Consider the following 13777-nt stretch of genomic DNA (forward strand, 5'->3'; position numbering starts at 1 on the left):
GCTCCGGTACTCGCGCCACGCACTATCGGTCTGACTCATCGCTTCCTCACAACACCCGGAGCAGGGTGACCCTCGCGGCCCCCACGCGATCCACCGGGACGACCTGGAGGCGCTCGTCGCCGTTGAGGACGCGACCGGGGACGACGCGACCCTCGTCCAGGAGCAGTTCGACGACGGCGTCCACTTCCACCGATCCCTGCGGTGCGGCGAAGTCGAGCTTCACGCCCTGACCGATGACGACGAGCTCGTCGTCACCCACGGCGAAGATCAGGGCGAACGGCCGGTGCTCGCCCGGCGTCGGGACGGGCTCACGGGGGAGCGTCTCGTCGGGGACCGGCAGCGCCTCGTCGGGAAGCTGCACGCCTACGTCGAGCAGGAAGTCGCGGACGATGTCGCTCAGCCCGCGGCCGCTCACGGTGAGGGCTCCGACTGTGGCCTCGGCCGGAGGGGCACCCTGCTCCACCACGACGGCGCCGATCCGCTGGGAGCGCTGAGCCTGGGCGATCTCCATCTCGAAGGCCGTGAGGTACGCGAGCACCGCAGCGACCTGACCCTCGGGGTTGGCCCCATCGAAGCCGAATCCCGACCAGCCGACCGCGCGATAAGTGCCGATGGCCCGCACGAGCTCTCCCGCGCGCAATCTGCTCTCCGGCACGAAGAACGGCTGTGATCCGGTCGCATAGGTACGCATCGCCGAGTCGGCGTCGTCCACGTAGATGTCGGGGCCGACGAGCGACAAAGAGGGCGCCGCTGCGCGCCACACATCGATCACCCGACTCGAGGGTCCGCCGCTCGGCCACTCCCCCGGCTCGTCCTGCCCAGGCTGCGGGCCCAGCCACGCGTTGGCGTACATCGGGATCTGCTTGACGGCCTGACCGCGCTCGGCGAGATGCTGCACGTACGACGCGATCGACCACGCCATGAAGATCTCGTCGGCGCCCGAGCCGTCGCCGAGCACCTCGCTCCACGTACCCGCCTCACGTCGGCCGCCCTGCACCCAGAGCGAGCGGAGCAGCGACCCTTCGTCGTCCTCGCGAGCGGCGGCGATGAGCGCGGCCGGCACATCCCGACGCCACGCCGTCTCGGCGAGGTCGCTCCGGTCACGACTGTCGCGCAGGATCCCCGACTCGTTCTCGACCTGGACCAGCGCGACGACATCGGTGCGATCGACCTCTGCGAGGTGAGTGATGAAGGCTTCGAACGCGGTGGCATCGGCATCGCGGAGCGCCTCGCTGAAGACCGAGAGCACGGGCGTCGGCGTCACACCGGAATAGTGGAAGGCACTCCCCCGTGTCTTCGCGTGCACCACGGCGCGCGGGAATCTCGTCTGGTCCGCCCGCACCCACCGCGGCGCGTACGTCGACGTCGCGTTCTTGAACGCGCCGAACCACAACAGCACGAGGTGCAGTCCCTGGCCCCGGGCCTCGTCGATCATGGAGTCCACGAGCGTGAAGTCGAACTCGCCCTCGCGCGGCTCGGTCAGCGCCCAGCTGACCGGCGCGAGCACGGTGTTCGCGTGCAGGTGCCGCGCGTGCGCGAACGACTGACGGATGGATGCCGTCGACGAGCTCGACGAGTTGTGCACCTGGCCACCCAGCAGAAGGCGGAGCTCGCCGTCCTTGCGCAGACGTAGGTCTTCGCCGAACGTCCAGGCCGAGCGATCGCCGGCGCTCACTCCGTCCCGCCGATCCAGCTCGCGATCGCTTCGATTGTCGGCAGCGCGGTCGGGTCGGCGGGCTCGTTGATGTGGCCGTGGTCGGCGCCGGCCTCCAGGCGGAGGGCGACGTCGATCCCCGCAGCATCCAACTGCCGTGCGAAAGCCTCGCCCGACGGACGCAGGTCGTCGGATTCGCACACGAGCACGAACGTCGGCGGGAAGCCGTCGACCGACCCGAGTGCCGCGAAGGCGTGCGGATCGCCGAGCGCCTCGATGGACCCCGCGAAGTTCAGCGCGAGGCCACCATGCGGAGAGTCGGGATCGAGTTCCGCGGAGGCCTCGGGTCCGTTCGGATGCACGACCGGGTAGACGAGCACGAGCCCGGCGGGCACCCGATCGCCGGAATCCCGCAGCCGTGCGACGGCTCCCGCGGTCAGGTTGCCGCCCGCGCTGGCCCCACCGAGATAGAGGCTGCCTGTGCCGAACAGCTCCTCCGCGTGCGCCACCGCGTGCCGCCAGGCGGCGAGCACGTCGTCCGAGGGCGCGGGGAAGTGCACGTCGCCGAGGCACTTGACGTAGTCGACCGCGAGCACCGGGATGCCGCGCGCCGCGAGTTCGAGCGCGACCCAGTTCGACTCCGGCATGTCGAGGTGGCCGCCGATGAAGGCGCCGCCGTGCACCCACACGAGCGCGCGACCGGATGCCTCGGCCGAGGCATCCGTATACAGCCGCGCCGGCACGGCACGGGCGCCCCCGTCGATCGCGACATCGCGCGTCTCGACGTTCGCGAGGCGCGGGAAGCGGCGCTTCAGCGACTCCGTGTCGATGTCGGGGCGCGGGTCGGCCGGCTCGCCCTGCTCGCGGAACATCCGGAGCACCTCGAGCAGGGGCAGCGTGCGGAAGTCGACCTCGGTGTCAGACATGAGCCGCCTGCACGGCGCGCATCGAGGCGCGGATGAGGTCGTGCTGCTTTCGGACGAGCAGCAGCGGATCGACCTCGCCGAGCTCGGCGAACGCGTGCCCTTCCCACTCGCTCGACCAGTAGCCGCGGTAGCCGCCCTCGACGAAGACGCGGACGAGCTCCGGGTAGTCGATGGCGGGCTCTTGGCCGTTCTCGTCGATGTCGTAGAACTTCGCGTGGACGTGCGTGATCTGCGGCATGATGTCGGCCCACTCGCGCGGGTCGACGTGGCCGTGCATGTTGAACGCGAGGTGCGCGAACGAGCCGAGGCGGCCCGGGTCGAAGTCGCGGCCCTTCAGGTAGCCGATGAACTCCTGCTGCCGCTCCTGCATGGTCGCGTCGGTCGCCCAGATGCGCTGCAGCTCAGCGAGTGCATCGTCATCCAGCCCCGCGCGCTCAACCGCGCGCAGCAGCGTCGGCGACATGCTGTGCATCGTCGACGAGAAGTCCGCGACGAACCCGAGCAACGGCGAGTCCAGCTCGGCGTACGTGTCGCGCACTTTCATGATCGGTTCGGCGTTCGGCCCCATCGGCGCGTGGATCTCGTACGCCAACTGCAGGTCGAGGCGCTCCGCCACCGGCAGCAGCCGGCGCAGCAGCTCGGGCTTCGCGGACTGGATGCGCACCAGCGGGAACCCGAGCTTCTTCGCCCCCTGGAACATGAGCTCGCTGAACTCGAACTCCTCGTCCGGCGTCATGTCGCGGTCGCGCCGGCGGCCCATGTCGAGGTTCGCGCCGAACGAGCTCGCGTCGAAGCCGTGCTTGTCGAACGCAGCGCGCCACTGCGCGACGAACTCGTCCGACACCACCGGATAGGTCGGCAGCACCTGCGACGCGACGATCTCGATGCCCGGGCCGATGCCCAGCTCGGCCACGCGGTCGAGCAGGCCGTCGAAGTCGTACCAGCCCGCGCGGAACTCCGCACTCGCCGAGTACAGAGTGAGGCCGAGCTGGAACGGGTCGTCCGCCGACGCCGCCGGCGGCGGTGCGATGTCGGTCACGGTCGCGAGGGGCGCAGCATCCGTATCCGTCACCGCCAGCGTGAACGACTGCCGCACGATGTTCGGCACGTACAGGCCGGGGCCGCCATCCTGGCCGGGAGCGATCTGCATGTACGGCAGACGCAGCTCGCCGAAGATCTCGACCTCGTGCTGCTCGCCGAGCGCGACGGGCTGGTCGAGACGTGCGACGAGGAGCGGATGCTGCTGCAGGAACCAGAGCGTCTCGCTCTGCTGCGGCAGCTCGGCGATGGCGAAGCGGGTGCCGTCGATGTCGAAGGCCAGGTCGTCGGTGGGGATCTCGACGCCGTCGACGGTGAGGCGCAGCGTCGAGACGGACGAGAGCCACAGGCTCCGGTACCAGGGGATGGTGAGCTTCAGCGCGAGGCCGTCCGGGTGCGGGCGGAGGCTGTCTTCGGCGATGAGTCCGTTGGGCATGGTTCTCTCCGTTTTCGGGCGGTTCGTCAGAGGGTGGAGGCGATGGATCGGATGAGGGAGTGCTGTCGGCGCACCTGCTCGATCGAGCGCCAGGGGATGCGATCGCCCTCGTACTCGCTCGAGAGGTAGCCGGTGTAGCCGGCGTCCTTGAGGGCGCGCAGCACCGGCTCCCACGGGATCTGCTGGTCTTCGAGGTTCTCGTCGATGTCGTGGAATTTCGCCTGGATGAAGACGACGTACTTCGCGATGTCGGCGATGTCGGCGGGGTCGACGGCGATGCCGTCGAGGAACGCGGGGCGACGGCCGGGCAGCTCTCCGGGCTTCAGCGGGATGGGCCGGTCCTGGAAGATGCCGGTGTCGAGCAGCAGGCCGAAGTGCTTCGTTCCGGTGCGCTCGATGAGGCCGATGTAGTCGTCGACGACCTCGTGCTTGATGGGGGTCGGCGAGTGGATCTCGGGGCAGATCACGACGTCGAGCTCGGCAGCCAGGTCGAGCGAGCGCTCGACGGACTCGGTCCAGATGGGGTGCGGAATGAGATCGCTCGAGACGACGCCGATCTTGGGCCGCACGAAGCGGAAGCCGAGGCGCTTCGCGAGACGGAGGTCCCGTTGCAGCATCGCGGCGCCCTCGGCTGCCGTGAGGTCACGCGCGTTCGCGCCGCTGGAGTGCAGGCGCGTGTCGATCCACGAGCCGTAGTTCGTCGGCTCGAGGGAGTACTTCTCGAGCAGCGCGAACCAGCGATCGATCCACTCGGTCGTGGGCTCGGGGTACCGCTCGATGTGCCCTTCGCCGAGGATCTCGACGCCCGTCGCACCCACGTCGGCGACGGCGGCGAGCGCCGTCTCGAGGTCCATCACCGTGCCGTAGTCGGTCATGAAGCTGTAGAGGCTGACGCCGTACCTGAAGGGGCCGCCGTCCTCCGACGAGGTCAGCGTGATGTGCCGCGAGACCTCGTATGTCGAGGGCTGGTGCTCTTGGGGGATGTACGACATGCGCAGGCGCAGCTGGATCGAGACCTCGTGCGTGCCCTCGGGAAGGCCGCCCGGGTGCGGCACCGTGACGATCGCCGCTTCCTCGAGGGGCCAGCGCACGCCCTCCGAGTCCCACAGCTCTTGCAGCGAGTAGGTGCGACCGGCGAAGGTCCACAGCGGCACGTCGGCGGCGACGTCGACGAGATTCCCGACGCGGACCGCGACGCCGTCGATGAGGGATGCGGCCATGCCGCGGTACGACGGCATACGGAGGCGGAACTGGAAGCCGGTGGTCTCACCCCCTTCGCGCACATTGCGGAAGCCGACGGACTGGATGAGATCTCTCTCGAGAAGCATCGATGCTCGCTCTCTGGGGTCGGGACCGCGCTGTCGCGGGCCGGGAGTCTCTTCGAGAGTATCAGCGTTAGGCCTGATTTAGACATAAGTAAGTGTGATGCGCGCATAATCGTGACACCGCCCGCTCATCGTTGCGAACGATGCCACCTCCCCACCACATAGATTGCACGGATACACTGGGCCGAGGCATCCCGAACCCGGAGGAACACACCGTCGTGTCCGATCAACCGCTGCTCTCCCGGCTCGATCTGAACCTCCTCGTCGCGCTGGACGCGCTGCTGACCGAGCGCAGCGTGACGCGCGCGGCCGAGCGGCTGCACCTGAGCCAGCCCGCGCTGAGCGCGTCGCTCGCGCGGCTGCGCACGCACTTCAACGACCAGATCCTCGCCCGCCGCGGCAACACGTACGAGCTCACTCCGCTCGCCCTGCGCCTCACCGAGCACACGACGACGGCGCTCGAGGCCGCGCGCCGCGTGTTCGAGAGCCAGGCGACGTGGAGCCCGAGGGACTCGACCCGCGAATTCTCGATCTACGGCTCCGACTACGGCTTCGCCACCATCGGCAGCGAGGTGTCGCGTCTCGCGGCGGAGGCCGCACCCGGCGTGCGCTTCCGCTTCATGCTGCACAACCCCGCCATCGTCGACGACGCCCTCAACCGGCTGCGCTCCGCCGACGGCATGGTGATCCCGCACGGCTACCTCGTCGACCTCCCGTACGCCGATCTCTGGCGCGACGGCTGGGTGGTCGTGGCCTCCGAGTCGAACGAGCAGGTCGGCGACGAACTCACGATGGACGTGCTCGGCGCCCTGCCGTGGGTCTTCACCTACCAGTCGCGCACGGCGTTCACCTCGGCGGCCCGCCAGCTGCAGCAGCTCGGCATCGAGCCGCACATCGAGGCGGTCGTCGAGAGCTTCCTAGCCCTGCCCCACTTCATCGCCGGCACCAACCGTCTCGGCCTGATCCAGGCGGGGCTCGCCCACGTCGCCGAGTCCGTCCCGGGCGTGCGCACGCTCGAGGCGCCCTTCGACGCGACGCCCGTCGTCAACGCGCTGTGGTGGCATCCCGTCCACGGCCGCGACCCCGAGCACGCCTGGATGCGGGGCATCTTCGAACAGGCCGCGGCATCCGTGTCGAATCGCCCGACGTCCGTCGTGAGCCAGCCCGCCTGAGCGCTCGCCCGCAGCGGTCTCACGCGTTCCGGCGCGCCGCCAGTCCAGCCCCCACCGCGGTGAGGCCGGCGGCGAGAAGCACGACCACGGCCGACACCGCCATGTTCGCCGTCGGCCCGTACGTCGCGGTGAGCTGGCCGCCGGCCCATGAGCCGCCTGCGATTCCCACGTTGAAGAGCACGACGATGGACGCGCTCGCGAGGTCGCGGAGGCGATCGGATGCTGCGCGCATGAGCGCCGTCTGGATCAGTGGGAACATCGCACCGGTGCCGGCACCCCAGAGTGCCAGGGCGACGACCACGACGACCGTCGCGTGCGGAGCGACCGCGAGTGCGGCGAAGGCGGCGACGAACACCAGCAGGGTCGCAGTCAGTGCTGTACGGGGAAACCGATCGGCGAGGCTGCCGGCGACCGCCACTCCGGCCATGCCCGCCGCGCCGAACACGAAGAGCAGGGCGCTCGCCCAGCCGTCTGCGATGCCGGCCGACTCGGCGAGGTACGGCCGGATGTAGACGAACGAGAGGAACTGCGCGAGGCCGATCATCAGCCCGGCGATCCCGAAGGCGATCAGCGGCGGGAGGGAGCGGTCGTGGCGCAACGGCTCGCGGTGCGCGGCGGCGACCGGCTCGACCACGGACCGCGGAAGATGGCGATAGACGACGGCGGCGAGCAGCAGCATCCCGATCCCCATCACGGCGAACGAGACCCGCCAGCTCGTCAGCTGAGCGAGAGCCGTCGCGACGGGAAGTCCCAGCACCGTCGCCGCCGTGCCCCCGCCGGTGACGAGCGCGAGCCCGCGCCCGAGCTGCGCACCCGACAGCAGCGACGACGCGTACACGATGACGATCGCCCAGAACACGCCGTGCGCCACCGCGGCGACCGCACGCGTGGCGAAGGCGAACTCGTACGTCGGCGCGAACGCCGTCGCGACGTTCGCGATCGCGAACACGGCGAGGGACACGGCGACCACGATGCGGCGGTCGATCCGTCGTGTCGCCCGCGTGAGCGGGATGCTCGTGGCGATCACGACGATCGCCCAGACCGATACCAGCAGTCCGATGCGCAGGGGGGTCGACTCCGAAGTCGCGGGCCATCTCGGGCATGAGCCCGGCCGGCAGCGACTCGGCGGTGACGGTGACGAAGACCCCCAGCGAGAGCAGCAGCAGCGCGCCCAGCGGGAAGCGCGAGACGGAGGTTTCGGGGAGTGCGACGGATGCCGTGGACGAGGTCATGCAGCGAGGCTAAACTTTGACATCAATGTCAATGTCAAGCTTTCGCGCGACACGAATCGACACGGGAGGCATCGCGGCATGAAGATCGGCGAACTGTCGCAGCGCACCGGCATCCCCGCACGGATGCTGCGGTACTACGAGGAGCAGGGGCTGCTGGCGTCCGAGCGCTCGGCGAACGGCTACCGGGCCTACGACGAGGCCGACGTGGAGCGCGCTGCGCGCGCCCGCGGCCTCGTTCAGGCGGGGCTCTCGACGCGCCTCGCCAAGGTCGTGCTCGACGTCGAGCGGCAGTGCGCCCTGGCGCAGCCGACATGCTCGCGCGAACTCGCCGAGATGCTCGCGACCGAACTGTCGGCGCTCGACGACCGCCTCGCATGCCTCACCAAGAGCCGCGATGCGGTCGCGCGGTATCTCACGCTCACCCGCAACGGCGATCTGGTCGGCGCGGCCTAGCTCATCGGGCTACGGCTCGAGCGTGAGGGAGGCGGCGATCGGCACGATCTCCTCGCGCAGCGCCATGATCTCGCGCACGTGCTCCTGGAGGCGCTCGTCCTCGGAGAGCTCGGGCGTCCACTGCGGGACCGGCTGAGCGACGCCGTCGGCGCCGGGCACGACGAACACGCTGAGGCACTGCGTGGTGAGCGTGCGGTCCTCGGGCGTACGCGGGTCGGCGGTCCACACCCGCGTGCTCACGTGCATGCTGTGCCGGCTCGTGTAGACGATGCGCGCGTCGACGTCGACGAGATGCCCGATCACGACCGGCGCGAGGAAGTGGATGCCTCCGGAGTAGACGCCGATCGCCGCACTCGCGTCCTCACCGTCCTTCGCCCATGCCGCGGCGACGGCGTAGCCGGCCTCGTCGATCCAGCGCATGACCGTACCTCCGTGCGCCTTGCCCCCGAAGTTCACGACGCCGGGCGGGGCGAGGAACTTCAGCGTCGTGCGCGGGGCGGTCGAGGCATCCGTGTAGTCCTCCTCGAGCATGAGGCGCTTGATCTCGGCGCGGGACTCGATCCTCTCCAGCGCCCCCTCGGCGAGCTTGTGGTCGGAGCGGCTCACCGGCTTCCACGCCGGAACCTCGGTGGGCCGCCCGTCGGCGCCCTTCGCGACGAAGACGAGGATGCACGTCGTGGCCGGCGTGTAGAGGCGCTCGCTCACCTCGGTCGACGAGACGGTGACCACCACGTGCATGCTCGTGCGGCCGGTGTAGACGATGCGCGCCTGCACCTCGATGAGGCTGCCTGGCGCGATCGGCCGCCGATGGCGGACGTTCCCGACGTACGCGGTGACGCAGTAAGCGGCCGCCCAGCCGACGGCGCAGGCGTAGCCGGCCTTGTCGATCCACTCCATGACGCTGCCCGCCGCGACCGAGCGGCCTCCGGCGGCGGTGTCGGCGGGGACCGCCATGAACCGCATCGTGATGCGATCGTCGCGGGCCGCTGCCCGTGCCCCGGAGGTGGTGCTCATGCCGTCAGGGTACGGGCCGCGGCATCCGTCTGTCCCGCGCATGTCGCGCGGAACGGCCTCAAGAAGCGGCGTTCCTTCGCACAGGGCAGAATCGAACAATGGCCGCCTCCCTGCACCTGAATCCCGACCACGCCTGCCTCATCGTCCACGGCAGCGACCAGCCGGGAATCGTGGCGGCGGTCTCGGCGATGATCACGCGCATCGGCGGCAACATCGTCGCGTTCGACCAGTACTCCGACAACCCCGAGGGCGGCGCGTACTTCCAGCGGGTCGTGTTCCACCGGCCGGGCTTCGCGGCCGACCGCCCGCACATCGAGGCCGAGATCGCCCAGACCCTCGCGGGCTTCGATCTGGAGTGGTCGCTCACCGACCAGTCCGTGCCCAAGCGCATGGCGATCCTGTCGTCGAAGCAGGACCACTGCCTGCTCGACCTGCTGTGGCGGCACCGCCGCGGCGACCTGCCGGTGACCGTGCCGATGGTGATCTCGAACCACACCGCGTCCGCCGAGGACGTCCGCTCGTTCGGCGTGCCGTTCTTCCACGTGCCGGGCGTCGCGGGTCCCGACAAGTCGGCGTCCGAGGCGAAGATCCTCGAGCTCCTGCGCGGGAACGTGGATTTCGTGGTGCTGGCCCGCTACATGCAGATCCTGTCGGGAGACTTCCTCAAGGAACTCGGCGTGCCGGTGATCAACATCCACCACTCGTTCCTGCCCGCCTTCATCGGGGCCGAGCCGTACAAGAAGGCCAAGGAGCGCGGCGTCAAGCTCATCGGGGCCACCTCGCACTACGTCACGGACGACCTCGACGAGGGCCCGATCATCGAGCAGGACACCGTCCGGGTGACCCACGCGGACTCCGCCGCAGAGCTCGCCCGCAGGGGCGCCGACGTCGAACGCCAGGTCCTCTCCCGCGCTGTGCTGTGGCACGCCCAGGACCGCGTCATCCGCCACGGCAACCACACGATCGTGTTCTGACGCGGATGCCGCGGGCCGCGGCATCCGTCCCGGTCAGACCAGTCGCAGTTCGGCGTCGATCGCCGTGGCGGTCCGCGTGAGCGCGGGCAGGTGCCGCTCGAGGACGTGCTCGACGCTGTCACGGGTGGCACTGGTCGAGACGTTGACCGCGGCGACGACCTCGCCGCGGCGGTCGTGCAGCGGCACGGCCACCGAGCGCAGTCCCGGCTCGAGCTCGCCGTCGACGAGGGACCAGCCCTGTGCGCGCACGCGGTCGAGCTCGGCGCGGAGCTCGGCCGCGTCGGTCACGGTGCGCTCGGTGAGGGACGGGAGGACGGATGCCGCGAGCAGCTCGTCGCGCGCGGCATCCGGCAGTCCCGCCAGCAGCACGCGCCCCATCGACGTCGCGAAGGCGGGGAACCGGGTGCCGATCGTGATGCGCACGCTCATGATGCGCCGCGTCGGGACGCGCGCGATGTAGACGATGTCGCCGCCGTCGAGCACGGCGGCCGAGACGCTCTCGTCGACCTGGCGCGACAGGCGCTCGAGATGCGGCTGCACGATCTCGGGGATCGACAGGGCGGAGAGGTAGCTGAACCCCAGCTCGAGCACGCGCGGGGTGAGCGCGAACGTGCGGCCGACTCCCGACCCCGCCGAACCGCGGACGTAGCCGAGTTCCTCGAGGGTGCGCAGGAACCGTCCCGCGGCCGCGCGCGTGATCTCGGCCCGGCGCGCCACCTCGCTCAGCGTCAGCTCGGCGTGCTCCGCGTCGAAGGCGCGGATGACCGCGAGCCCGCGCACCAGGGACTGGATGGTGTCGTTGGTGCGGGCCGCGTCGTCGGTCACCGGCTCACCCTACCCATCTGCGGGGCGCTCGCCGACTCAGCGCTCGAGCACGACGGCGAGGCCCTGCCCCACGCCGATGCAGATCGCGGCGACCGCGACCCCGCCACCACGCCTGGCGAGCTCGTGCGCAGCGTGGCCGATGATGCGGCCGCCCGAGGCGCCGAGGGGGTGGCCGATCGCGAGGGCGCCGCCGTGGATGTTGAGCTTGTCGGGGTCGAGGTCGGGCCAGCCCGCCAGGCACGCCAGCGACTGCGATGCGAACGCCTCGTTGAGCTCGACGACGTCCACGTCGGCCCACGTGCGGCCGGCGCGCGCGAGCGCCTTGTTCGCGGCCTCGATCGGCGCGATCGGGAACTGGTCGGGGTCGACGCCGTGGGCGGCGCGGCCGGTGATGCGGGCGAGCGGCTCCGTCGGCAGCACACCCTCTCGGCCGAGCAGCACCGCGGAGGCGCCGTCGTTGATGGGCGACGAGTTGCCGGCCGTGACGCTGCCCTCGCCGTCCGCGGCGAACAGCGCCTTGAGCCCGGCGAGCTTCTCGACCGACGTGTCGTCGCGGATGCCCTCGTCGCGGGCGAGCTCAGCGCCCGGCACCTGCACTGTTTCGGAGTCGTAGACGCCCGCAGCCCACGCCTCAGCGGCGAGCCGGTGCGACCGCACGGCGAACTCGTCCTGCGCGTCGCGGGAGATCCCCCACTCGCGGGCGATGAGCTCGGCCGACTCGCCGTTCGAGATCGTCCAGTGCTTCGGCAGCTTCGGGTTGGTCATGCGCCACCCGATCGCCGTGTTCCACAGGGTCTGGTTGCCGACGCTGGGCCACGGCCGCGGCGACTTCTCGACGACGTACGGGGCACGGCTCATCGACTCGACACCGCCTGCGAGCACGACGTCGACGTCGCCCGCTTCGATCGCACGCGAGCCCTGGATGACGGCCTCGACCGACGATGCGCACAGCCGGTTCACCGTGACGCCGGTCACCGTCGTCGGGAAGCCGGCGAGCAGGGCGCCCATGCGTGCGACGTTGCGGTTGTCCTCCCCGGCCTGGTTCGCGTCGCCGAAGATCACGTCGTCGATGCGCGCGGGGTCGAGGCCGGTGCGCTCGAGGGTCGCCTTCATGACGACCGCGGCGAGGTCGTCGGGGCGCACGCCCGACAGCGCGCCGCCGGCGCGGCCGAACGGCGTGCGGACGGCGTCGTACACGTAGGTGGTCATGTCATTCACCTTCCGGGATGCCGCGGCTCGAGGCATCCACAAGTTTCAAGCCTGTGAGCTCGGCGAGGAGCCCGACGGTGTTGTCGCCGAACGCCTCTCGCACCGCGAAGCCGTCGGGCGTGACGTCGAAGACGGCGTGGTCGGTGTAGACGCGCGTGACGCAGCCGACGCCGGTGAGCGGGTAGGTGCACGCCTCGACGAGCTTCGATTCACCCGTCTTGGTGAGGAGGTCGGTCATGACGTAGACGTTCTTCGCGCCGATGGCGAGGTCCATGGCGCCGCCCACGGCGGGGATCGCGCCGGGCGCTCCGGTGGACCAGTTCGCCAGGTCGCCGCCCTGCGACACCTGGAACGCGCCGAGCACGCACACGTCGAGGTGGCCGCCGCGCATCATGCCGAACGAGTCCGCGTGGTGGAAGTACGCCGCTCCGGCCAGCGCCGTGACGGGCTGCTTGCCGGCGTTGATGAGGTCGGGATCGATTTCGCCCGCGACCGGCGACGGGCCCATGCCGAGCATGCCGTTCTCGGTGTGGAGGATGATCTCCTGGTCCTCGGGAAGGTAGTCGGCGACCAGGGTCGGCGCACCGATGCCGAGGTTGACGTACGACCCCTCGGGGATGTCCTGCGCGATGCGCGCCGCGAGCTGCTCGCGGGGGATGCGCGTCGCCGTCGTTGCGGTCTCGGTCACTGGTCGATCTCCGTTCCGGATGCTGCGGCGCCGGCGAGCAGGCGGCCCTCGATGTCCACTCCCCCGACGAACGCGCCGGCGTCGAGCCACCCGCGCTCGCCCACGGCGACCACGCGGTCGACGAAGATGCCGGGGGTCACGACGGATTCGGGGTCGAGCGAGCCGAGCGGGACGAGCTCGTCGACCTGCACGATCGTCGTGGTCGCGGCGGCAGCCATGATCGGCCCGAAGTTTCGTGCGGTCTCGCGGTACACGAGGTTGCCCCACCGGTCGGCGCGGTAGGCACTCACCAGGGCGTAGTCGGCCTTGATCGGGTACTCGAGCGCGTAGGAGCGGCCGTCGATCTCGCGGATCTCCTTGCCCTCGGCGAGCTGGGTGCCGACGCCCGTCGGCGAGAAGAACGCGCCGATTCCCGCACCGGCCGCGCGGATGCGCTCGGCGAGGTTGCCCTGCGGGACGAGCTCGAGCTCGATCTCGCCGGCGCGGTAGAGCCCGTCGAAGACCCAGGAGTCGTGCTGACGGGGGAACGAGCAGAGGATCTTGCGCACCCGCTTCTTGGCGAGCAGGGCGGCGAGCCCGACGTCGCCGTTGCCGGCGTTGTTGTTGATGATCGTCAGGTCGTTCGCACCCTGCGCGATGAGCGCGTCGATGAGCTCGACGGGCTGCCCGGCACGCCCGAAGCCGCCGATCATGATGGTCGCCCCGTCACGGATGCCGGCCACGGCCTCCTCGACGGAGCCCACAGTCTTGTCGATCACGAACCGCCTCCTCGCTTGTTCGCTGTGCGAACACATGTACGCTCTGCGACCCAGTGTACGTGCGACGAGGTCA

The 13777-nt window shown here is 70.3% G+C and carries 13 protein-coding genes; 3 read left to right on the plus strand and 10 right to left on the minus strand.

Going from position 1 to position 13777, the window contains the following annotated elements:
• Positions 1-46: 46 nt before the first annotated feature.
• From Q9R33_RS17375 to Q9R33_RS17390, 4 genes are read right to left on the minus strand one after another with little or no spacing between them, the layout of a single operon-like run.
• The gene (locus tag Q9R33_RS17375) at positions 47-1675 is read right to left on the minus strand and encodes a DUF5597 domain-containing protein (RefSeq protein WP_311294524.1); all 1629 of its coding nucleotides are present in this window, start codon (positions 1673-1675) and stop codon (positions 47-49) included.
• The gene (locus Q9R33_RS17380) at positions 1672-2580 is read right to left on the minus strand and encodes an alpha/beta hydrolase (RefSeq protein ID WP_311294525.1); all 909 of its coding nucleotides are present in this window, start codon (positions 2578-2580) and stop codon (positions 1672-1674) included. Before Q9R33_RS17380 ends, Q9R33_RS17375 begins: the two co-directional genes overlap by 4 nt.
• A complete protein-coding gene (locus Q9R33_RS17385) occupies positions 2573-4054 on the minus strand; it encodes a DUF6379 domain-containing protein (RefSeq protein ID WP_311294526.1) in 1482 nt (493 codons plus the stop codon). The genes Q9R33_RS17380 and Q9R33_RS17385 overlap by 8 nt, the downstream gene beginning before the upstream one ends.
• Before the next feature lie 26 nt (positions 4055-4080).
• A complete protein-coding gene (locus tag Q9R33_RS17390) occupies positions 4081-5382 on the minus strand; it encodes a DUF6379 domain-containing protein (RefSeq protein ID WP_311294527.1) in 1302 nt (433 codons plus the stop codon).
• Positions 5383-5597: 215 nt separating this feature from the next.
• Here Q9R33_RS17390 and Q9R33_RS17395 point away from each other — a divergent pair, with 215 nt between their 5' ends.
• Positions 5598-6551 carry a LysR family transcriptional regulator gene (locus Q9R33_RS17395; RefSeq protein WP_045298634.1) on the plus strand — a complete coding sequence of 318 codons (954 nt, stop codon included), beginning with the start codon at positions 5598-5600 and terminating at the stop codon, positions 6549-6551.
• Between the two features lie 19 nt (positions 6552-6570).
• Here the strand turns inward: Q9R33_RS17395 and Q9R33_RS17400 are convergent, their stop codons facing one another.
• Positions 6571-7617, minus strand: a complete 1047-nt coding sequence (locus Q9R33_RS17400) for an MFS transporter (RefSeq protein WP_311294632.1) — start codon at positions 7615-7617, stop codon at positions 6571-6573.
• Positions 7618-7861: 244 nt separating this feature from the next.
• Between Q9R33_RS17400 and Q9R33_RS17405 the strand changes: the two genes are divergently transcribed.
• Complete coding sequence (locus Q9R33_RS17405) at positions 7862-8236, plus strand: MerR family transcriptional regulator (protein WP_310243677.1); 375 nt, start codon at positions 7862-7864, stop codon at positions 8234-8236.
• 9 nt (positions 8237-8245) lie between these two features.
• Here the strand turns inward: Q9R33_RS17405 and Q9R33_RS17410 are convergent, their stop codons facing one another.
• The gene (locus tag Q9R33_RS17410; protein ID WP_311294528.1) at positions 8246-9250 is read right to left on the minus strand and encodes a hotdog domain-containing protein; all 1005 of its coding nucleotides are present in this window, start codon (positions 9248-9250) and stop codon (positions 8246-8248) included.
• 98 nt (positions 9251-9348) lie between these two features.
• Between Q9R33_RS17410 and purU the strand changes: the two genes are divergently transcribed.
• Positions 9349-10224: a formyltetrahydrofolate deformylase gene (gene purU, locus Q9R33_RS17415; protein ID WP_056366276.1), complete on the plus strand. Its 876-nt coding sequence runs from the start codon at positions 9349-9351 to the stop codon at positions 10222-10224.
• A 33-nt stretch (positions 10225-10257) separates the two neighbouring features.
• Here the strand turns inward: purU and Q9R33_RS17420 are convergent, their stop codons facing one another.
• The 4 genes from Q9R33_RS17420 to Q9R33_RS17435 are packed head-to-tail and all read right to left on the minus strand — an operon-like array spanning position 10258 to position 13704.
• A complete protein-coding gene (locus tag Q9R33_RS17420) occupies positions 10258-11049 on the minus strand; it encodes an IclR family transcriptional regulator C-terminal domain-containing protein (RefSeq protein ID WP_311294529.1) in 792 nt (263 codons plus the stop codon).
• Positions 11050-11085: 36 nt separating this feature from the next.
• The gene (locus Q9R33_RS17425; RefSeq protein WP_056366256.1) at positions 11086-12258 is read right to left on the minus strand and encodes a thiolase family protein; all 1173 of its coding nucleotides are present in this window, start codon (positions 12256-12258) and stop codon (positions 11086-11088) included.
• 1 nt (position 12259) lies between these two features.
• Positions 12260-12946: a 3-oxoacid CoA-transferase subunit B gene (locus Q9R33_RS17430; protein WP_311294530.1), complete on the minus strand. Its 687-nt coding sequence runs from the start codon at positions 12944-12946 to the stop codon at positions 12260-12262.
• Positions 12943-13704: a 3-oxoacid CoA-transferase subunit A gene (locus Q9R33_RS17435; RefSeq protein WP_311294531.1), complete on the minus strand. Its 762-nt coding sequence runs from the start codon at positions 13702-13704 to the stop codon at positions 12943-12945. The genes Q9R33_RS17430 and Q9R33_RS17435 overlap by 4 nt, the downstream gene beginning before the upstream one ends.
• Between the last annotated feature and the right edge of the window lie 73 nt (positions 13705-13777).

The organism is Microbacterium sp. PRC9 (assembly GCF_031844125.1).
Lineage (GTDB): Bacteria > Actinomycetota > Actinomycetes > Actinomycetales > Microbacteriaceae > Microbacterium.